Source organism: Flagellimonas onchidii (assembly GCF_004804315.1).
Taxonomy (GTDB): domain Bacteria; phylum Bacteroidota; class Bacteroidia; order Flavobacteriales; family Flavobacteriaceae; genus Flagellimonas; species Flagellimonas onchidii.
This window is the reverse complement of record NZ_SRXX01000005.1, coordinates 18,345-40,961: the sequence shown is the minus strand read 5'-3', so window position 1 is coordinate 40,961 and position 22,617 is coordinate 18,345. Positions and strand designations below refer to the sequence as shown.

12 protein-coding genes are annotated in these 22,617 nt (G+C 40.2%); 2 read left to right on the top strand and 10 right to left on the bottom strand.

Annotated features, from left to right (window positions below; translation table 11 throughout):
- Positions 1-105: 105 nt before the first annotated feature.
- The 5 genes from sov to gtfA all read right to left on the bottom strand — a co-directional run bounded on the left by sov (position 106) and on the right by gtfA (position 13,095).
- Positions 106-7,233, bottom strand: a complete 7,128-nt coding sequence (gene sov / locus E4661_RS06685) for a T9SS outer membrane translocon Sov/SprA (RefSeq protein WP_417936350.1) — start codon at positions 7,231-7,233, stop codon at positions 106-108.
- Positions 7,234-7,238: 5 nt separating this feature from the next.
- Complete coding sequence (ruvA, locus tag E4661_RS06680; RefSeq protein WP_136466059.1) at positions 7,239-7,820, bottom strand: Holliday junction branch migration protein RuvA; 582 nt, start codon at positions 7,818-7,820, stop codon at positions 7,239-7,241.
- A gap of 13 nt (positions 7,821-7,833) precedes the next feature.
- A complete protein-coding gene (locus E4661_RS06675) occupies positions 7,834-10,128 on the bottom strand; it encodes an NADP-dependent malic enzyme (RefSeq protein WP_136466058.1) in 2,295 nt (764 codons plus the stop codon).
- Positions 10,129-10,231: 103 nt separating this feature from the next.
- On the bottom strand, positions 10,232-11,536 hold the full coding sequence (locus E4661_RS06670) for an MFS transporter (RefSeq protein WP_417936349.1): 1,305 nt from the start codon (positions 11,534-11,536) through the stop codon (positions 10,232-10,234).
- Positions 11,537-11,634: 98 nt separating this feature from the next.
- Positions 11,635-13,095 (bottom strand): sucrose phosphorylase, encoded by a 1,461-nt coding sequence (gene gtfA, locus E4661_RS06665; protein WP_136466057.1) that lies wholly within the window; start codon positions 13,093-13,095, stop codon positions 11,635-11,637.
- A 281-nt stretch (positions 13,096-13,376) separates the two neighbouring features.
- On the opposite strand from gtfA, the gene E4661_RS06660 reads away from it, so the two are divergent.
- Positions 13,377-14,402 (top strand): LacI family DNA-binding transcriptional regulator, encoded by a 1,026-nt coding sequence (locus E4661_RS06660; protein ID WP_136466056.1) that lies wholly within the window; start codon positions 13,377-13,379, stop codon positions 14,400-14,402.
- Here E4661_RS06660 and queG read toward each other — a convergent pair.
- Together queG and ruvB are read right to left on the bottom strand one after the other, a co-directional pair.
- Positions 14,388-15,311 (bottom strand): tRNA epoxyqueuosine(34) reductase QueG, encoded by a 924-nt coding sequence (gene queG, locus E4661_RS06655; RefSeq protein ID WP_136466055.1) that lies wholly within the window; start codon positions 15,309-15,311, stop codon positions 14,388-14,390. The genes E4661_RS06660 and queG overlap by 15 nt on opposite strands.
- A 1-nt stretch (position 15,312) precedes the next feature.
- Entirely contained in the window at positions 15,313-16,335 is a 1,023-nt protein-coding gene (gene ruvB / locus E4661_RS06650; RefSeq protein ID WP_136466054.1) for a Holliday junction branch migration DNA helicase RuvB, read from the bottom strand.
- A 141-nt stretch (positions 16,336-16,476) separates the two neighbouring features.
- Between ruvB and E4661_RS06645 the strand changes: the two genes are divergently transcribed.
- Positions 16,477-18,741, top strand: a complete 2,265-nt coding sequence (locus E4661_RS06645; RefSeq protein ID WP_136466053.1) for an acyl-CoA dehydrogenase family protein — start codon at positions 16,477-16,479, stop codon at positions 18,739-18,741.
- A 1-nt stretch (position 18,742) separates the two neighbouring features.
- On the opposite strand, the gene E4661_RS06640 is transcribed toward E4661_RS06645, so the two are convergent.
- The 3 genes from E4661_RS06640 to E4661_RS06630 form a co-directional block, all read right to left on the bottom strand.
- Positions 18,743-19,567: a GIN domain-containing protein gene (locus E4661_RS06640; protein ID WP_136466052.1), complete on the bottom strand. Its 825-nt coding sequence runs from the start codon at positions 19,565-19,567 to the stop codon at positions 18,743-18,745.
- Between the two features lie 119 nt (positions 19,568-19,686).
- The gene (locus E4661_RS06635) at positions 19,687-21,504 is read right to left on the bottom strand and encodes a cytochrome c oxidase subunit I (RefSeq protein ID WP_136466051.1); all 1,818 of its coding nucleotides are present in this window, start codon (positions 21,502-21,504) and stop codon (positions 19,687-19,689) included.
- A gap of 40 nt (positions 21,505-21,544) precedes the next feature.
- Positions 21,545-22,603: a cytochrome c oxidase subunit II gene (locus E4661_RS06630; RefSeq protein ID WP_136466050.1), complete on the bottom strand. Its 1,059-nt coding sequence runs from the start codon at positions 22,601-22,603 to the stop codon at positions 21,545-21,547.
- Positions 22,604-22,617 lie beyond the last annotated feature (14 nt).

The window sequence follows — 22,617 nt, the reverse complement described above, 5'->3', positions numbered from 1 at the left end:
TTTGTTTAAGTACGAAGACAAATGTAACGGATAAAGCATAGCTTTTCAAGTAAACTTTACAACAAAAATAAAAGGTTATAAAGGAGAGCTTCCTATGCTCCTTAACTAGTTCCCAAAATTGTACCGAAGGGTGAAACCGGTATTAATGGTAGTTTGAGGAAATGCAGTGGACACAGCGAATTGAGAAAACGAATGATCATAAAAGAAAAGTGCATTCAAACTTTTGCTCAAGGCATAGTCGGCCGTGAATTTTACGGACATTAATTTTTGACCGGAAGTAATTTGGTTATTATCTATATCTAGATTTCTGATAATCGTAATGTTATCCCTAAGTGATAAATCTGCCTTGAGGTTGAGATCACCTTTTAAACGAGTTCTCTCTCCTCCAATATTGGTAACGAACTTCACATCCTTAAATCGATACCCCAATCCTAAAGTATATTCCTTACCGTTGATTTCCGTCATCAAATTATTATCAAAACTCAACGACAATGTTCTGTCCGTGCGTACTTCAGCCAAGAAACTAAACGAGTTTTTCATTTCAAAATCTACTCGAATAAGAGGACTAAATTCATCATTGAGAACTACATTCCCTATAATATTTTCAGGCAAAATATCGTCTGTTTCAGGGTCATACTGATTGTTTTCCTTTTCCAGATTGGTCTGAAAAGAATTGATACTATAAGCGGCGCGGTATCCATGGGTCAAAGAAAAACGTTTGAACTTCTTTTTGAACCACCTATTTTTCATTAAACCTGTATACTTTATGTTCCAATTGGGAATCGGTATTTGCCGGAAAGCATCTAGATTCACTCGATTCACATCCTGACCAGTATAGGCAGCAAAAAACGCTGGAAGCAAAACTTCTTGCTGGGTTTTTCCATAACGCTGAGGAAATCCATCATCATCCAAAGTACCAGGAGACTCCCCCCTATCGGAAACCAATCTATTGGCAATGGTAATTCGGTTTGCTTTGAACTGCTCAAATGTTTTGGAATCAAATTCGTCACTTTTGTTGAAAATGGTTCCAATCATCACGGTGGAGATACTGAAATTTCCTAACTCATTTATAAGTCCACTTCTGCCATTTATCCATTCCTCAGGGCTATAATTTTCTTGCAGACTACTTGAATATTGTCTGTCCGCAGTAAGGTCTATGGTTAAATCTTGTGTAGGTTGTGCTGTAGCCGTAACGTTTAATTGTCGATTAACATTTCGTAAATATTGAGAATTGAATTCTGGAAATGTAGTCAACCAACCATTACGAGCAGCTTGAAAGCGAACATCTGCCTGACTTCCGAAAACAAAACCAAGAGTTGGACGTGTTGTTCCCAGAAACCCAATGGATTGTGTATATCCCGGCAACACTGTTCCTCTATTCTCACTATAATTGACATTGACTCTCTTGACCATTGTCAATATATCTACCAAAGTGTTATAGGCTTTGCTTGTTTTCTTCAGAGGCTTTTCATCTTCTGCTCCAGAAGCTGGATTACCGGCTTTATCCCTTCTTTGGCGTGCCTGACTGGCCGTTACCTTGCCATCACGTTTTTTCAGGCCCAAAAAGTCATAAAACCGTTGCATGGTCAAATTAGCGGTAAGATTATGTGTACTGGCATTTTGCACTGTATTTACCTGCTCCCCAGGGTTTTCTTCCTGTACAACTTCATTAAGAGCATCACCACCCCGTTGCCAATCAAAATTACTGGTATACGTGTATTGGGCATTCATAAAATTCAGAAATGGAAACTTATCGAATGGCAACTCATAGTTTAGTTGCATCTGCTGAGAATGTCGATTTGGTTCTCCCACATCGAAAAACCCATCCCATAAATCCAGTTCTTCGTTAATTCCTGAGTCCGGGTCACCATCAAGGTTAAAATAGTTTCGAACAATATTGTTATTAGACCCGGTAAACTGCAATCGCAAAGATTTTGTTACATTATAATTAAGTGCATACTGCCAATTGAAGAGATAATTACGTTGTTGCAACAAAGGCAATTCCAACGCATCTACATTGGGTTCAATAACTTCCCTAAACCGTTGTTGGTTGAACGACCTGTTATAATTTGTATTTATCGACAAACTTGTTGGCAGCACATTAAAGTTTAACTCTTTGAGCCATTGCCAATATTTGCTTCTTAAAATGGAGTCGTTCTTAGCAAATGGCGCTACAGGTGAAGGTTTAAAGTTGTGATTGTACACAAATCCGGTATTGACATTTTGATCACGCAGATTAGCAATCTCAAAATCCCTATGATTGGTTTCGTTGTATGAATAGTTAAATGTAAAATTCTCCACATCAAAGAAATTTTCCTTGGCCTCTTCTCCTCTATTTTTACGAACTCCGATAAGATTTATGCTTCTTCTTTTGGTATAATCTTCTGCCTGTTTTTTTATAGTTTCTGCATCTTCAGGTGTTGTCGCGGCGGCAATTCGGTCATCCAACTTAAGATCATCGTAGACCGGATCAAACTCAGGGGTAATAAGGGTTTCGGAAATTCCGTAATTGAAAGGTATCTGTATCCCCCATTTTTTAGGCAACAATTGCCCAACATTGACATTGGTGACCACATCATAGGCAATAGCATCCTCCCTGGATCGCTCATTGGGCATTTGATCAATGGAACCAAATCCCGAGGTACTTCTTGAACCCGTAGCAGTAACATTGGCAAAATCGGCCATATTCGCATCCAAGGCTGCAATGGCAGCCCATCCTCCATTGTTATCTAAACCAGCAAGTCGTAATTCATTAAACCAAACCTCTCCCCGCGCAGGTAAATTATCAATGTTCTTAACACCCACCATCATTGCACGCAGGCTTCCTAAAGATGGATTACCTCTAATTCCTATCCGAAGCCTACCCAATTCCCTTGGGGCAAATTCATCTACAGGAACCGCGGCACCATCCACAATTTCGTAATAACGGATTTGATCCAAAGTTTGCTCGGCAATACCACGTGATTTTACTTTGTTCAAATCACTTAGGGCAATATCAATCTCATTGACTTCTGGCCAGATTTCATCAGCTGAAGTTACATTGAAAGGTGTAAACTGAAGGGGTAATTCAATCTGATAGAAATTCTGCGAGAAATCTGTTCCAATTCGAAGGAAACCGACCAAGGGTGTGTCGCTATCGGAATAATCGCCATTCAATATCTTTTCGGCATGCATGAACATTTTAATGCGTTCATATTGCCTAACATCCATATTTACATTCTTAAATACTCCCCTAGAATCCTGAGGTTGTAAATTTTCGACCACAAACGACAAAGATTGTTCGTTTTGCCGAATAATGGTGTTGTTATTGTTCAATTGTTCCCTAATAACTCCAGGAGGCAAAACATAGGGAATCGGCTGTCTGCCAAAATTCTCTTCAATGTTGACTGTATTCACATCGGTAACCGTGTCATCGTCCGAAGGGTCATCGTTATCCGATTCCAGAGAGTTGGTATAGGTTCTCCAATCGCCCCTCACTAAATCCAAAGTAGCAAAACGAAGTACAATATCATCGGTGAATCCAGTCATGTACATACGCATAAAGCTCACGGAGCGGAAGTCAGAAATTCCTCCAATTCTGCAATCGTCACAAATATCACTTAATGGAATTTTGTACTGAATCCATCTCCTGTTCAGTTGACCTCCATTAGGAAGTGGTGGCGTCATACCTTGACGAATGTCCGTTACGTACTGATCATCAATCGTGGTATTAGGCCTGATTTGAATACGGTACTCAAAGTAACTGTTTACCGTATTCATGGTCAAATCCCGATCAATGTCTTCCACGTCTGGTAAAGTTGTTGACCCTCTATTTGTATTGGTGACCGCTACAGGAGAGTTTCCATCAGGGTTATTGAAATCGATATAACGTTCTAAAATGCTTCCCTCCCTGTTCAAATAATATTGATAATTATCCAAAGCGGGGTCTTCACTTGGCCCGTTATAGATTGTTGCTTCCTCAGAATCGTTTAATCCATCCAGACCAACATCTTGTTGATCACGGTTGCCTTCATCGGCATCAAAGGCATAGACCAAAGACTGAGTCGAAGGCACCTGCCCCCAAATGGTCTCTCTAGGGATTTCGTTATTTGTACTTGCCGGAAGTCCATTTTCATATTGTTTTCTTCCATCCCGTAAAATATCTTCAGAAATGTTACCTAGATTGAGCACCAATTCTCCAACATTGGCATCAGAGGTTTCACCATCTATATAAGGGTCCAATACCCAGAACTGCACAAATTCTACGTTGGATTGCTCAAAATTGGTGCTGCTCAAAGGACGCATAATCCCTGCCCATTTTTCTTGAGGAGTTTCTGCTGCAAAATCAGGATTTGCGTTATAGGGCCCTTTTTGATCTGGATAATATACCAAATCCAAAGTACCCTGTACTTGAGTCTGACCCTGGGCGATATCGGTTTCGGTAAATATTTCATTGATGAATACCCGTCTAGTGGTATTCAAGGAGACATCATTATCAGATAGCCCTGTGGGTCTTTGGTTGGTGTAAAAAATTGGGTCGATGGTATACCAAGCCAGTTTTGCACGCTCATAACCTACATCAATATCCGTTCGATCTTGTAAAAATTCCACTGGAGGACTCGCCAAAGACCATCCCAAAGATGACCGAATATCAATCAAGGCCTGTGCTCCTTCAAAATCATCAATATATGTAGTTGTTTCACCTTCAAAATCCGCATTTTTGGGCGAACTTGGTTTTAAAAAGGCTACTTCTCCCCGAATGGAAAGATTAGAAGGGACATCAGTATCAATGTTTGGCAATTTGTTGACCAACCTAGTCAAAAACGGAATCTCAGTACTGAAATTTCCGTTTAATCCGAAGATGGTATTGTTTACCGGTTCGACTCCAAAATTGGATTTTTGGGTCAACGGACGTTCATTTAAATTCAATAAAGTACCACCCAGGACAAAGTTTTCGTTGAATTTGTGTTCCACATTTATCCCTGTAAACCTTCTTGTTTGCTGTCCAAATACGGCATTGTTTTCAACAGAAATATTGATTGGGGTATTCGAAGCCGCCAAACCTGGATCCAGTATTTGCACCGTTCCAGCTTGATAATTGACGGTATAATCAATCCCTTCTTGCAGCTGTCTCCCTCCTGCTGTTACTCGAACGGAACCCCTCGGCACGTTAAAAGCACCAATAGGGATACCATTATTACCCTCAGACTTGTAACGTCCTTTTATTTGAAAGCGATTTTTTTCGGCATCTTGTAAGGAAGCTGCCTTGGTTTTGGCGTACATATTTCTGAATACGTAGCGCTCTTGGTTGGCATTATAACCGGCATCATTTTCCACATTATAGTTTCCACCTCCAAGAAGATCAAAAAGATACTCTCCAAAAGGTTCAACCTTTGTAAAAATGATGCGACCCGACTGTGGGTCCACAGTAATTCCCGGGACATAATCAAAGAAACCATCCCCCCCGGGTTGCACATCGTTGTATACATTTAAGCGATCTAGATTAAACACATCTATCAGAATACGCTCCTCTAGACCAGTTGGCCATCCCATGTTGGGGTCAACTGGGGTAATATAGTTTCTAGGTGTAGGGTCTGAGTATAAAATATTCAGTTTAAAATCCTCCTGACTTAATTGAAATGCCCCGGTGGAGTAGATGTTTTTCATCATCAAATCCCAGATAGGGTCTTCCACGTTGGTAATGTTGCTTTTGAGAAGCTTAAGAATCAAAGTGTTGTTCTCAATAATCGGATTAACTCCTCCGGAAATTGTTGTGGCGTCAATTCCGCCATTGGCAAATTCCCCAACTTGAAATACCTGACCATCAATAGTATATTGGAAAGCGACCCCCAATACCTCATCATTGCTCAAGCGTTGATTTAAGGAAATATAGCCCAATTGTGAATCGAATTGATAATCCCGACCTATTTCCAATTTTCTAGCGTTCTCCAAAATAGCATAATCGAAACCTTGGTTTACTTGATATCCAGGAATGTTAAATCCCTGTTCTACAGTCGCAATGTCACGAATGGATTGCGTCAAAGCTCCTGTTCCAATTTGATCGGGGTCAAAATTATTTGCACCGTTCTGAGGGTAGCCCGTAGCGATAGCGGAAGTATCAAAGAAACCAGCTGGGGCACCTCCATTTATTCCAATCCGAGTCCTATTTTCTATAGCTTCACCCAAATCCTGAATTGCCACAACATTTCTAACATTCAGAGTTTGTTGGTTTCGGTTGGTCACCCAAACTTCCAAACGGGTAATTTGAACATTACTTCTTATAAATGGATAATTTGCCAAAGCTTGGTCATAATTATCGCGGAAATATTGCGCCAAGAAAAAGTGTTTGTCCTCATCATAATCCAAAGCAGTCAATGCAAACTCGTTCAGTGTTCCTCCACCTTGGGCCACAACTGTATTATTTTGCGAACGTTGCTCAGAAAACACTGCAGTAACGGTAGTTTTCCCGAATTGTAGCTGCGTTTTTACCCCAAACAGACTTTGTGCCCCAGTAATCAGTGAACTATTTAGAGGCATATTCACATTACCGATTTCGATACTTCGAAGTATGTCATCATCATCTGGTGTATAATCCAGTTTAACCAGATTCTGAAAATCGAATGTCGCTTCAGTATCATAATTGGCGGTTACTTGCAGCCGTTCACCCACCTTCCCCAATAAACTTAGACTTATTCTTTGGTCAAAATCGAAGGAGAGATTCGTTCTGTTACGTGGTGAAAGTGCAGGGTTGTCATTTTTTTGCCACAAAACCCCTAAATCCATTGCCACGGACCCTTGCGGAATTACTTCAATGGTATTCCCTCCGAAAACAGATTCAAAAAAACTATTGTTTACATAAAAATTGGGCAAAAGGTTTTTTCTGGCCTCTTCCGATCCTTGTTTCTTCCCAACAAAAGCATCTATCTTTTCCTTGAAATAGGATTTCATTTGCTCCTTCTGGACCAAATCATAGTATTGTTGAGGGGTTAAGATTGTAGGATGGGTAATGTTGAAATCACCAATACTTTCTGTATAGATATAACGATCTAAATTAGGGTCATAGGTGTATTTGGCAATAATACTATCGGGGTTTTCCAATATCAGACGCCCCAAAGCCACTCCGGTTTGGACAGAGTCTTGAGCCTGGACATCAGCTTCTTGCCCCACAATCTGCATGGTGACCAAGAAACTTACAACAAAGAAAAAGTGCTTAGATCTTAAAAATCTAAGTATTGGTTTTGCCCCTCTTTTCAAACTAGTTACAAATTTTTCAGCGCCAGTTTTATAATGTTCTCAACGCTTAGTGAAGGATCTTCGGATAACACCTTGTCCACAACCTTTTCGGATTGTCTTCGGACAAAACCAAGAACCTCTAAAGCAGATAACGCTTCTTCTTTGCTTGTATTGTTTGATTGAAGGGAAACTTCTCCCATATCTTGGACTTTCAAAATTTTGTCTTTTAAGTCCAATATTACTCTCTGAGCAGTCTTAGCTCCTATCCCCTTGACTCCCTGAATAATAGGCACATCACCATTGGCGATTGCATCACGAACTTGAGCAGGAGACAAAGATGATAACATTGTTCGAGCGGTACTGGAGCCCACCCCAGAAACGGAAATCAATAATCTAAAAACTTCGCGTTCGGTTTTTTCCACAAATCCGAAAAGGGTATGTGAATCCTCTTTAACCTGCAGATGGGTAAACAATTGAATATTCTCCTGATCTTTGAGTTGGGAAAATGTGTGAAGTGATATGTTAAGAAAATATCCCACCCCATTGCACTCTATAATAACATAGGTAGGATTCTTTTCGACCAGTTTTCCTTTGAGATGGGCAATCATTTAGACCGATGGATTAATGTTCTTGTTTTGCTTTCCTTCTTTTTTCTCGCTCTTGGGCGTCAATCACTGCTACTGCGGCCATATTCACCATTTCGTCAACACTTGCCCCCAACTGAAGGATGTGTGCCGGTCTTGTCAAGCCCAACATGATAGGCCCAATGGATTCTGCATTATGCAACCCTTTAAGTAATTTATAGGTAATGTTGGCGGCTTCCAAATTAGGAAAAATCAGTGTATTCACTTTTTTACCTGCTAGCTTGGAAAAGGGGAAGTTATTATGGCAAAGCTCCTGATCTAAAGCAAAATCAGTCTGAATTTCCCCATCAACGATAATATCTGGGTTACGTTCGTGAAGTATCTCCACGGCCTGTCTTACTTTCTGCGCATTAGGATGGTTAGATGAACCATAGTTTGCATATGACAACATAGCAACTACCGGACTAAACCCAAAGGTACTTGCAACATTCGCGGTCATTAATGCAATTTCTGCCAACTCTTCAGCATTTGGGTCGACATTTATAGAAGTATCCGCTAGAAAAAGGGGACCTCTTTCAGTAATCATGATGTTGACCGTAGAAGCTTTTTTGACTCCTTTGGCCCTACCCAACACCTCAAAAACCGGTTTCAAAACCTTCGGATAAGATCTAGAATACCCTGAAATCATTCCATCTGCATCGCCTTCAAGAATCATCATTGAGCCAAAATAATTACGTTTACCCATGTTGATTCTGGCACTGTATTGAGTCTCTCCTTTTCGTTTTCGGGACTCCCACAGTTTCATGGCATATTTGGTTCTGATTTCCTTGGACTCATCTGACCTTGGGTCGATAATAGTCACATCCGCATCAAAATCCAGTTCCTTCTTCAAGTTTTCGATTACTTCCCTGTTACCCAATAAAATTGGTATGGCTATGCCTTCATCATGAACTATTTGAGCTGCCTTCATTACATCCAACAGTTCGGCTTCGGCAAAAACGATACGTTTCGGGTTGACTCGGGCGCGATTATGCATCAACCGCATGACCTTGTTATCATTCCCTGATCTTTGGTACAGTTGTTCTTCATATTTTCCCCAATCTTTAATTGGAGCTTTGGCCACACCACTTTCCATAGCAGCTTTAGCTACGGCAGGTGGTATTTTGGTAATTAGACGGGGATCAAATGGTTTAGGGATGATATACTCCTTTCCAAAAGCAATTCGGGTTGTATCATAAGCAATATTCACCTGTTCCGGAACAGGTTCTTTGGTTAACTCTGCCAAAGCCCTTACTGCGGCCATTTTCATTTCTTCATTGATCTTGGTGGCACGGACATCCAAAGCACCCCTGAAAATAAATGGGAATCCCAAAACATTATTCACCTGATTAGGATGGTCCGAACGACCAGTCGCCATAATCACATCATCACGAGTTTTACAGGCCAAATTATATTCAATCTCGGGGTCAGGATTTGCCATAGCAAAAACGATGGGATTCTTAGCCATAGACTTGAGCATTTCTGGAGTCATGATATTTGCTATGGAGAGTCCTATGAAAACATCGGCACCTTCCATAGCTTCTTCCAATGTGTCAATTTTTCTCTCAGAAGCAAATTCCCTTTTTTCGGCAGAAAGGTTCTCCCTATCATTTCGAATCACTCCTTTGCTGTCCAACATCACTATATTTTCGGCTTTTGCACCAAAAGCTTTGTATAAGCGGGTACATGATACAGCAGCTGCCCCAGCTCCGCTGACCACAATTTTGATTTCATCCATTTTCTTACCAGCCAATTCTATCGCGTTGAGTAATGCGGCTGCAGAAATTATGGCCGTTCCATGTTGGTCATCGTGCATTACAGGAATATCGAGCTCTTCTTTGAGTCTACGTTCAATTTCGAAAGCTTCAGGTGCCTTAATATCTTCCAGATTGATTCCACCAAAAGTCGGAGCTATAATCTTTACAGTTTCGATGAACTTATCAACATCAGTAGTATCAAGCTCGACATCCATACCATCAATGTCAGCAAAAATCTTGAACAGCAAGCTTTTACCTTCCATCACAGGCTTTGAAGCTTCAGGGCCAATATTCCCCAACCCCAGCACGGCAGTTCCATTGGAAATCACGGCAACTATATTCCCCTTTGCAGTATATCTGTATACATCTTCTGGATTTTTCTCAATTTCCAAACAAGGTTCTGCAACCCCAGGTGAATAGGCCAATGCCAAATCGCGTTGAGTGGCATATGGTTTAGTGGGGACAACTTTTATTTTTCCTGGCTGTGGTTCAGCATGGTACAATAGTGCTTCCTTACGCTGATTTTCTTTGCTCATACCTGAATTTTAGAACTGCTTTGTTATTTTCGAAACGTCAAAGGTATTTAAAATTAAAAGCCCCAAAACATTTTGGAGCTTTTATTGATTATAAAAAGAGCTATCAATCTTCTTCCTTAACATTTAAACGCATTGCTAAAATTGAAGCAATTACAAAGCAAGTCCCGGCAAAAAACATTGTGTTAACAGAGTTTCCGCCCAAAAGATTTTTAAAAATAGGTCCAAAACTCAATGTTTGTATTCCCATTGGGATCACGATCATCATATTCAAAATCCCCATATAAACCCCTCTCCTTTCCTGAGGAACAATTTTGGAGACCATACTATATGGAATACCCATCATCGCGGCCCATCCAATTCCAAATAAAACCATGGGAAACAGCACATAAATTGGATCCGTAATGTTGGGAATTGCCAACAAGGCCAATGCAGTCCCGAAAAGACTTAAAGCGTATATTTTCTTTCCTCCAAACTTAAATGTTAATGGCACTAATATCAAAGCCACTACTGCCGTCACCACATTATAGGTTGTACTCATTTTTGCTGCCTGAGCCGCTGCTTGTGAAGTATCAAAACCTAAAGTAGTCCTAAATAACGGTGTAATAAACTGCCAATAAATAAAGAGGGCATACCATTGAAACAAGTAAACTGCCGAAAGTCTCCACATAAATTTTGGCATATCCTTTACGGCATGGGAAATCTCAACAAAAGGCATTTTAAAACGCTCAATAAACGGAAGGCTCTTATGCTTGTTTATTTCTTTTAACTCTTCATCACTGGGCGGAATTTCCGGAGTTTTTAAAACCGACCATAAAATTGTCGCTATCGACAAGAATGATCCAATGAAAAAAGAATAATATAGCCACTTGGGGATGGTTCCTTCTACTTCTTGACCTCCACCAAACCAATCTTGAAATAAAAAGATTGAGGCATTTGCCAAAAGAATTCCAGCACCAACAAACAAACTTTGCATTTGATATCCGATACTCAATTGGCTATCTGGTAATTTATCCCCCACAAACGCCCGATAAGGTTCCATAGCCATATTGTTGCCCACATCCAAAATCCACAACAGACCCACTGCAAACCATAAGGCGGGACTGAGAGGAAAGGCAAACAGACAGATACTGCCCATTATAGCGCCAATAAGGAAAAAAGGTTTTCGTCTTCCCCATTTTGGTGACCATGTCTTATCTGAAATAGCACCAATGATGGGTTGAACAATCAACCCAGTAACGGGTCCAGCTATATTGAGTATAGGTAAAATTTCTTCTGCAGCTCCAAGAAATAGAAAAATAGGGTTGATGGCGCTTTGTTGTAATCCGAAGCTGTATTGAATCCCCAGAAATCCAACATTCATATTGAATATTTGCCAGAAATTCAGACGAGGTTTTGTGATTTTAATCATTAACTATAACATTTGATTGTTCCAATTTGCAATTGCAAGCCCTTAACAATATAAGGTTTTAATCTTGAGAATTTTGGTGTAAACCCACATTCACAAGATTAAATACTAAACAATAATTTCTCTTGTTTTTGCTCTGTTCCAAAGATCTCAAACTTATTCCGCATTAAATTTACCTGCAGCGCTACCCATTCATCATTATTTATCCATTTGAGATGTAAATTGGCTTGGTCAATTTCTTCTATCTTGAAATCTCCATTAAATGCGTTATGGGAATTTCTAAGCTTCATCAGGGCGGACAGGTTTTGAAACATTGCACTCTTGTTTTTCTCCAAAACCTCTCCCTTGGTATAGTAATGCCGATTTATATCCCTCCCAACATTTGTCTTGTTCAACAACTCCATATCATTGTCATCTCCAAACAAACCCACATAGTAAACCTGGGGAATACCGGGCACAAAAAACTGAATTGCCCGAGCTGCCAGATAAGCATTCTCATTCTTCCTCAAAGCCTCAAAGTATGTGCAGTTGACTTGATAAAGATCCAGATTGGAAGCCGCGGCTCCTGTTGCCTTTCTGCTCCTTCCTTCACTATTTTCATGAATGGTATCCACTATACCTTCCAAAACGGAGTCGGGAATCAATCCTTTTTCCTCCCCTTCAGATGCCACATCAACCACCCCGATACCATCATGAGTATCCAACACAGTTATAACATTTCGAGGTGAAATTTGAAGCCAGTGTTTTAAATTTTCAGCATTTTTATTGAACAGAGCATCCAGTACCAGAACGGGCAAGGCAAAATCATATACATAGTCTACCTTTTGAGCTATCTCGATTTGAGTTTTATAAAATGAATGAATCTCGACCAAAACCTCAATACCAAACTTTCTTGCTTTCTGGGTAAGGGCATCAATAAACTCAAAAGTTTCAGGTATCATAAAGCATGAACTTCCAGCCTTTTTAATCGCGTAACCTGCTGCATCCAAACGGATCATGGATATTCCCGCTTTTTGATAGATTTCCAAAATCGAATCCAGATACGCCTTTCCGGCAACGGAATTCACATCGATATCCACCTGTTTTGAGGTAAAAGTGGTCCAAATCATTTTTTCTGAACCATCTTTAAATCGGTATTTTGTAAATGGTAGTCCCGGTCTAGGCCTATAAATCAAGGCTAGTTCTTGCTCATTTACACCGTTTGGAAAAACTTTATCCCTCGTTAAGAATAGCGCAGAAAACTTTGAATCATCGCCATTTTGGATAAAATCTCTAAATTCTTTTGAATCAGCCGACATATGATTCACAATAAGATCCGCCATAACATCAGCTGTAACAGACAAGCTTTTTACATCATCCCAATTGCCAAGTCTGGCATCCACCGTTTTATGGTCGATAGGATCAAAGCCTGCATCCTCTCCGTCAATGGAATTAAAAAAGGGTAATACATGCACCCCACCAAATAGCCCGTCCAACTCGTTTTCCAAAAGAGCTTTGAGCTCCTGAAAATTAGCGCAGCCTATTCGGTTCACATAAGTTATCAGCTGTATTTTGTTCTTCATCAGTCTTTTTTTCAATTTTGAACTGAAGGCTTACAAGTCAATCTAACATAAATGCAAAGAGCGAAAGTCTTATCAAACTTTCACTCTTTTACAAATCCCATTCATCAAAAAATACTGATTGACAATCACTTAACCTAATCTCAATAATCCTAAGGAATAGGTTATTGATTCTCTAATTTAGGATTTGAATTTTACTCTTGGTAGTTTTTCTTGACGAAAACGTTTTCGATTCTGACAATTTGCTATTTTTGATTAGACAGTGACCAGCAATCATCCAACTTATGAGCAGAACAACCCTCCAACAGATTGCTTTAAGTTTGAATATTTCGGTGACAACGGTTTCAAAAGCGCTGAGATCATACCCTGATGTAAGTCAAAAAACCATAGATCGGGTGAAACAAGCCGCAGCCGAACTAAATTATAAACCCAATGCGTTTGCTGTAAATCTTCGAACACAAGAATCCAAAACAATTGGTTTGGTCATTCCAGAAATTGTACATCAGTTTTTTTCGAGTGTAGTCAAAGGTGTTATTGAGGAAGCCGAAAAAAATGGGTATACGGTCATCATATTGCAATCCAATCAAAATCTGGAAATTGAAAAGAAAAGAATAGAATTCTTAATGGACAAGCAGGTTGACGGCATCCTAATCGCACTAGCAGATGAAACTGTAGAATATTTCCACCTTTTTGAAGCACAAGCCATTGACCTCCCCATCGTAATGTTCGACAAAATTGGAAAAACAGTGCCTTGCTCTAAAGTGATTATTGACGATGTGAAAGCCGGGTATGAAGCCACAAAACATTTGATTGAGGCCGGCTGCAACAAAATAGCACATTTTAGAGGCCCTCTAACTTCTCAAAATTCTATCGACCGCTACGAAGGATATAAAAAAGCCCTCGCAGAATTTGATTTAGAATTTAACGAGTCGAATGTTTATCACTGTAAGGAAATGAGCTTTGACATTGGTAAGGAAAATGCCCGCAAAATGTTGAGCAAGAGACATAAAATCGATGGGATTTTTGTCAACACTGACATGATTGCTGTTGGCGCCATGGCCGAGCTCAAAGATCAGGGTGTTGACATTCCAAATGACATTGCCATCATCGGTTTCGGAAATTGGTTTTTGTCCTCGGTAATCACTCCTTCCTTATCCACCGTAGCACAACCAAGTTACTCAATGGGAAAAATAGCTTTCAATACACTATTTTCCCAATTGAAAAGAAGAAAGGAAAATCAGCATATTGAGCACGAAACCATTATTCTACCAACCGAAATCATTGTGAGAGCATCTTCAACTCGAAAGTAAATCGATATTTCTTTTTAGGCCAGTATATTTGGTGCGCTTTACCGCAGACTTTTTGAAAACTTGCCTAAAAAAATCTTCCGTGATTTCCTCCCAATCCTTTTTGGTCATGGACAACAATTCGGGGTGCGGGTTGAACAAGGGTTCTTGATGTGGTTTTGAAAATCGGTTCCATGGACAAACGTCTTGACATACATCACAACCGAACATCCAGTCATCGAACTTCCCGTGAAATGCTGAAGGAATGCTGTCTTTCAATTCAATAGTAAAATAAGAAATACACTTGCTCCCATCCACAACGTAGGGTTCAACTATAGCTTCGGTCGGGCAGGCATCAATACAAGCCGTGCAAGTACCACAATGGTCCGTTACCGGTGAATCGTATTCCAGTTCCAAATCAATGATAAGTTCGGCAATAAAGTAAAAAGATCCTACTTGTTGGGTCAAAAGGTTGCTATGCTTGCCTACCCAACCCAAACCACTCCGGGCTGCCCAAGCCTTGTCCAATACCGGTGCGGAATCAACAAATGCCCTTCCATGAACTTCTCCGATTTCCTCTTGGATAAAACTCAACAAGCTTTTAAGCTTATCCTTTATCACAAAGTGATAATCGGTACCATAGGCATACTTGGAAATTTTATAGGATTCTGGGTTCTGTTGCTCGGAAGGAAAGTAATTCAGCAATAAAGAAACTACAGATTTTGACCCCTCAACCAATTTTGTGGGATCCAACCTTTTATCAAAATGATTTTCCATGTACCGCATCTCCCCATGCATGTTCTGGTTAAGCCATTTTTCTAAACGAGGTGCCTCTTCCTCCAGAAATTCTGCTTTGGATATGCCACAAGACAAAAAACCGAGGCGCTTGGCTTCGGTCTTAATCAATTCTGTATATCCTTTTTTTGGGTTCAACTTAAAATAGTCCCTCCTGTGTCCCTCCTTTTAATTTACCCAAATGCCTGTAGGCCAATTCGGTTACCTCTCGCCCTCTTGGAGTACGCATAATGAATCCTTGTTGGATTAAAAAAGGTTCGTATACCTCCTCAATGGTTTCTGCACTTTCAGAAACCGCGGTGGCCAAAGTTGTTATCCCAACAGGACCACCTTTAAACTTGTCAATTATAGTGCTCAGAATTTTGTTGTCCATCTCATCCAGACCATGGGCATCGACATTAAGCGCTTTGAGCCCGAATTTAGAGATATTCATATCAATATTTCCGTCACCTTTTATCTGAGCAAAATCCCGAACTCTACGTAAAAGAGCGTTGCAGATTCTGGGAGTGCCACGACTTCTGCCTGCTATTTCGATTGCAGCCTCATTGGTAATGGGCACTTTAAGAATATCCGCGCTTCGTTCAACAATGGTCGAAAGTAGTTCGGTGTTATAATATTGTAATCGACTTTGAATACCAAATCTTGCCCGCATCGGTGCTGTGAGCAATCCGGAACGCGTAGTAGCCCCCACCAGAGTAAAAGGACTCAAATTGATTTGAACCGTACGGGCATTGGGGCCTGTCTCAATCATAATATCAATCTTATAATCCTCCATTGCGGAGTAGAGATATTCCTCTACGATGGGACTTAGACGATGAATCTCATCAATAAACAGCACATCCCTTTCCTCCAAATTGGTCAAAAGCCCGGCCAAATCGCCTGGTTTGTCCAAAACAGGGCCAGAGGTAATCTTAATGCCCACTCCCAATTCGTTCGCCAAAATATGCGCCAATGTAGTTTTCCCCAATCCAGGAGGACCATGAAACAAAGTATGGTCCAATGCTTCACCTCTCAGGTTGGCGGCCTGAACAAAAACCTTCAAGTTTTCCAACACCTGTTCTTGACCAGTAAAATCATCAAAGGTAATGGGCCGCAAAGCCCTTTCGATATCCAGTTCTTCCTGCGAAAAATTATCTGATGTCGGGTCTAGGTTTTCATTCATATCCTAACAAATATAGTTGAAACCCCAAGTACTTGAAACCTATTCCATCAAAATAACCAGAGGTATGCATATGTAGGCTCTTCTTAAAAATCTATGGCTTAAATTAGATACATAAAATATCATTCCTCAATTCCGTATAATATGGCAACATCCAATTACCCCATTGGCATTTTACAATACATACCTTTCTTTTACGTAATCTGGTCAGACGATTTGCTTTCGGCTTCGGAGGTTTCGGTCGTAAAAAAAACCATAGAAGATGATCCCATATTAAATCCGGATGAAAAGAAGCAATTATTGCTATGGCTGAATCGGGAACAACCTCCAACAGAACAAGAATTTAAGCGATGGAAGCAAACCATAGCCAGTTCCAAAGTGAAACTTGTTGAGAGTGACACTTATCCTTTGGCATTTTTGAGCCAGCGTTTGGGCAATGCGTATTGCGATCAGTGCGACTTTAACGAGCATTTAAAGCACATCGAAATAAATTTAGGCATACAACCAAACCACTACAACCACTTGTTTGATGTGGAAGTTGAGCATGAAAAAACCTCCAATCTATACAATGCTGCAAGCTTTGATACCTTACTTAAAGGAAATCACTCTGCTGAGATTGATGCGTTTCGAACTTTTTTAAACCAAGATATTTTTAAATGGAGTATCCTTCGAGACAAGGACGCATTCAGAAACAAAGTATTGAAACAGGTTTCCCTTTTAGGTGAAAAAGGATACGGTGCCATGGCCTATCCCAAACCTTATGGAGGAACCGACAACATGCCCTCCTATGCAGCCATATTTGAACATTTGATGTTTGTTGATGGTAGTCTTGCTGTAAAATTCGGGGTTCAATTTGGACTTTTTGGGGGAAGCATACAAAAATTGGGCACAAAGAAACATCATGATATTTATTTAGGTGATGCAGGAAAGGCGAAACTGCTAGGATGCTTTGCCATGACGGAAACAGGACACGGTTCTAACGTAAGGGGCATAAGAACAACCGCTACATATGATAAAAAAACTGATTCCATCATAATCCATACACCTGGTCAAAACGACAACAAGGAATACATTGGAAACGCCTTACACTCTAAAATGGCTTCGGTGTTTGCGCAACTTATTGTGGATGGAAAGAATGAAGGCGTCCATGCCATTTTGGTTCCGCTACGGGATGAAAATCATGATTTACTTAAAGGAGTAACCATCAAAGACAACGGCTACAAACTCGGATTGAACGGGGTTGATAATGGGAAGATATGGTTTGACCAAATAAGTGTACCTCGAGAGAATCTATTGGACAAATATGGGGAAATTAAGGATGATGGCACCTATTTTTCCACCATAAAAAACCCCAACAAGAGGTTTTTCACTATGTTAGGAACTCTGGTCGGCGGACGCATCTGTGTGGCCAAAGGTGCTCTGGGAGGTGCTAAAATGGCCTTGGCCATTGCGGTAAAGTATGCACTGAACCGAAGACAGTTTAATGACAGTGTCAAAATTCAAGAGGATTTGATTATGGACTATCCCACTCATCAACTTCGTTTAACTCCAGCTGTTGCCAGTGCCTATGTCTATCATTTTACTTTAGAAGAAATCATGCAAAGGTACAGCAATGACGCTCAGGTTGACAAGAGAAAAATTGAAACACAGGTAGCTGGATTAAAGTCAATCATTACCTGGTTTGCCAATAGTACCATTCAAGAATGCAGGGAAGCTTGCGGTGGAAAAGGGTATCTGTTGGAAAATCGAATTACCGACCTTAAAGGGGATGTAGATATATTCACCACTTTTGAAGGAGATAACAATGTATTGCTGCAACTTGCCGCCAAAGGAATTCTTTCGGACTTCAAGGCTGAGTTCAATAGCGCAGGGTTCACTTCTGTGTTAAAATTACTTCGTACCCAATTATCTGATAAGTTAAGCACCATCAATCCTATTTATTCAAACAAGGTGGATTCCGAGCATTTGTACAATTCAAAATTCCATAGGCATGCGTTTGATTATAGAACTCGTAGGTTGACCTATACCTTGGCAATGCGTATTCGAAACTATATTAAAAAGGGTATTCCTTCTTACCAGGCCTTTTTAAAGGTCCAAACGCATTTATTGGCCTTGGGAAAGGCTTATAGTGTAGATTTGGCATATCAGACATTTTCTGAATATTGCACTACAATACCTGATGAAAAGTATAAAAGTTTAATGCAAAAAGCAGGAGCACTTTACGCCCTTAACGAATTGCATATCGATTCAAGATGGTATTTGGAGCAGGGATATTTTGGTGGGGTTAAATCGAAAGCGATTCGACAGCGAGTAGAACGTTTATCCACCGAACTTCGCCCGCACATCGAGGTTTTGGTCGATGGGTTTGGAATACCGCAACATTGCCTTACCGCTCCCATAACAAAATGAGCTATTCCAGTTTTTTAATAAGTTGGGCAGTATCCAAAAACTCCAACACTGTAATTTGAGGATTGCCATAAAGGTATGTTTTCGTATTCCCTTTTGCATTAAGTTCCAAATCTCGAAATGCATATACCCTAGCACTTGCCGTATTTTCAATATTGATATTAAATGAGCCTGCTTCCATCGTCTGTCCTTTATATCTGGAATTCCCAGATAAATTTGCCTGTATCCTATCCGATGTTCCTTCCAAGGTCAACATTCCGTTTGCGTCAAGTTCCACCAAACTGACCTCATTGACGGCATAAATAAATGCTTCTGCCCTATTGCCCAAACTTACATTCAAGGAATCTACATCGACATTGAAATCACCTTTGCTAATGCCTTCCATGTTGATATCCATCACAGATGCACTTGCTTTAAGGTTCAACCTTGTATTTTCAAAAGTATCTACAAAAAGTTCATCACTACTTATTATATCATCTGCAATTATACTTCCCTTTTTCAACGTAATTGCTTTGAGTTCGGTATAATTAATTGTAATATCAAACTGTTTCTTCGCGGTAACGTTATAAAAGGAGCTAATAACAAGGGTGCTGTCCTCTACCTTAAACTTTAGGATGTCGATTAAGTTATCATCGGCCACAATTTCATAACCGGGGCCAAAAGATTTTTTTAAAACAATATCCAAATCATCATTCAATTGTATCGCATTGAATGCGGGAAGTTCACCATTTACTTCAGTAACAATCCGACTTCCTTTTATTTTAGGCTTACGTTGGGCCACTACAGCAATATGGCACAATAACAACAGTAGAATAGCTAAATTTTTCACTTTGTGTTCGCTTTAAGGGTTATTAAAGATATTATAATTACAGACACAATTGCCATACCAAATTGCTTGAACAAAAAAAGCCCATCCAAAAGGATGGGCTTTTATCTTATTGAAAATCTTTAATGATGAAGCTCTTCTTCATTTTCCTGTAAAGGAACTGTTTGCGGAACAAAATCTTGCCCAGGAAGAATATATTCTCCATTTTCATAGGTTTTACTATAGTCGTAAGCCCAACGATGCACATGAGGAATTGCTCCTGGCCAGTTACCGTGGATATGTTCTTGCGGTGCAGTCCATTCCAAAGTATTGGCTTTCCAAGGGTTCAATGGACCTCTTTTTCCGTAGTAAATACTTCTTACAAAGTTGAATACAAACACCAACTGAACCGCAGCTGTGATGATTGCAAATACCGTCATCAATATCTGAACGTTGGTCAACTCATCAAACATTGGGAAAGCTGTGTTCTCATAATATCTACGAGGAACCCCTGCCATACCTACAAAATGCATAGGGAAGAAAATTCCATAGGAACCAATAGCCGTTACCCAAAAATGTACATAACCCAAATTCTTGTTCATCATTCTACCTTGGAACATTTTAGGGAACCAATGATACACTCCTGCAAAAAGACCATACAATGCGGAAATACCCATCACCAAGTGGAAGTGGGCCACAACAAAATATGTATCGTGAACATTGATATCAAGTGTACTATCTCCAAGAATGATTCCCGTTAGACCTCCAGTGATGAAGGTTGAAACCATACCAATGGAAAAGAGCATTCCTGGGTTGAGCTGCAGATTCCCTTTCCAAATAGTGGTTATCCAGTTAAATGCTTTTACCGCAGATGGAATTGCAATCAACAAGGTTGTAAACGTAAATACAGATCCTAGGAATGGGTTCATTCCAGAAATAAACATATGGTGTCCCCAAACAATGGTAGATAAGAATGCAATAGCTAAAATGGAAGCAATCATAGCACGATATCCAAAAATAGGTTTACGGGCATTTACCGCCATTACTTCGGATACAATACCCATTGCCGGAAGTATAACAATATAAACCTCTGGGTGGCCCAAGAACCAGAACAAGTGCTCAAACAATACCGGAGATCCACCTTGATAGTGCAATACTTCTCCCTGAATAAAAATATCGGACAAGAAGAAAGATGTGCCAAAGCTCCTATCCATTATCAACAACAAAGCTGCTGAAAGAAGCACAGGGAAAGAAATTACACCGATTACGGCAGTTACGAAGAAAGCCCAAATAGTCAATGGCAAACGTGTCATTGACATTCCTTTGGTTCTTAAGTTCAAAACAGTAACAATGTAGTTCAAAGACCCCAAAAGTGACGAGGCAATAAATACCGCCATGGATACCAACCATAATGTCATACCGGCACCCGAACCGGGCTGTGCCATAGGTAATGCGCTCAACGGTGGATATATCGTCCATCCTGCTGCTGCTGGCCCTGCCTCAACAAATAATGAAATGACCATAATTACGGCCGAGACAAAGAACATCCAAAATGAAAGCATATTTAGGAATCCAGATGCCATATCACGTGCACCAATCTGCAACGGAATCAATAGGTTACTGAATGTACCACTCAAGCCAGCGGTAAGTACAAAGAACACCATAATGGTTCCGTGCATGGTAACCAAACCTAAATAAATATCTGCATCCATAACCCCATCAGGAGCCCATTTACCTAAAAACGCTTCAAATACAGAGAAAGATTCTCCTGGCCATGCCAATTGCATTCTAAACAACAATGACATAGCAATTCCAATGAAGCCCATAATCAAAACACCAGTAATAAGATATTGCTTAGCAATCATCTTATGGTCTTGACTAAAGATGTATTTGGTTATAAAGGTTTCTTTATGATGATGTCCGTGATCGTCGTGTCCTTGTTCGTGCCCTGTAGCTGACATAATCTGTTTTAAGTTTTATAAAGGTTCTATCCTATGAGTATTATTCGACGGGTGTAACAATTTGATCAAACGTGGTCTGTTCCGCCAACCACTTGTTAAACTCCTCTTCGGTTTCCACAATAATCTTCATTTGCATATTGTAGTGTGATTTTCCGCAAATCTTGTTACAGAGGAGCACATAATCAAACTCCCAAGGTTCTGAATTAGGTTTGCCTTCGGCAGCCCATTTTGCCCGCAGTTCGTTGGTTCTTTTTACTTTATCAACCACGTCCGGATTCAAGCGCATTTCTTCCGTGGTAATTGTTGGCGTAAACGAAAATTGCGTGATCATTCCCGGAACACAGTTCATTTGGGCCCTAAAATGAGGCATGTAAGCCGAATGCAACACATCTTGTGATCGCATCATGAAGTTCACTTTTCTGCCCACTGGCAAGTGAAGTTCTTTTACAATTACATCATCAGCGGCATTAGGGTCAGCCTCATCCAAACCAAGCACGTTGGCACGGTCAATATCTATCAATCTAACACTTGCATCTCCTAATACATTATCGTCACCTGCATAACGAGCTGTCCAGTTAAATTGTTGGGCATAAAGCTCAACTATAAGTGGGTCATCCTCGTCATTCACATCCATAATATTGGTCCAAGTGTACAATCCCCAAAGAATCAAACCAGCCAAAACAATTACTGGAATAATGGTCCATATAAACTCCAACCGATCATTATCAGCAAAGAAAAGTGCCTTTTGGCCTTCTCTTCCTCGATATTTATATCCGAAGTAGTGCAATAAAGCTTGGGTAATGAACTGCACAAAAAAGATAATGGCAAATGATACCCACATTAACTGATCGTACTCACCGCCATGGGCAGATGACGCCTCTGGCAACAGCATCTTCGAGTACTTGGCAAAGCTAAAAATGGTAATACCGTAGATAAAAATTAAAAACGCAAATAATAGATAGCCATTGTAATTGTTATCTGAATCGTTGGCCACCTCTGAATATTCTGATTTTAGTTGAGACAATTCGAAAATCTTGGTCATTTGCCAGATTGCGATTGCTACCAGTACTAAAACAGTCAATGTTAATAATGCAGTCATTGTATCTCTTTCTA

Excerpts from the sequence above, each read along its gene's own strand:
- ruvB (WP_136466054.1), bottom strand. The coding sequence starts at position 16,335 with ATGAATGAAAACCTAGACCCGACATCAGATAATTTTTCGCAGGAAGAA.
- E4661_RS06630 (WP_136466050.1), bottom strand. The coding sequence starts at position 22,603 with ATGACTGCATTATTAACATTGACTGTTTTAGTACTGGTAGCAATCGCA.
- E4661_RS06660 (WP_136466056.1), top strand. The coding sequence starts at position 13,377 with ATGAGCAGAACAACCCTCCAACAGATTGCTTTAAGTTTGAATATTTCG.
- E4661_RS06635 (WP_136466051.1), bottom strand. The coding sequence starts at position 21,504 with ATGTCAGCTACAGGGCACGAACAAGGACACGACGATCACGGACATCAT.
- E4661_RS06670 (WP_417936349.1), bottom strand. The coding sequence starts at position 11,536 with ATGATTAAAATCACAAAACCTCGTCTGAATTTCTGGCAAATATTCAAT.
- E4661_RS06645 (WP_136466053.1), top strand. The coding sequence starts at position 16,477 with ATGGCAACATCCAATTACCCCATTGGCATTTTACAATACATACCTTTC.
- E4661_RS06675 (WP_136466058.1), bottom strand. The coding sequence starts at position 10,128 with ATGAGCAAAGAAAATCAGCGTAAGGAAGCACTATTGTACCATGCTGAA.
- ruvA (WP_136466059.1), bottom strand. The coding sequence starts at position 7,820 with ATGATTGCCCATCTCAAAGGAAAACTGGTCGAAAAGAATCCTACCTAT.
- gtfA (WP_136466057.1), bottom strand. The coding sequence starts at position 13,095 with ATGAAGAACAAAATACAGCTGATAACTTATGTGAACCGAATAGGCTGC.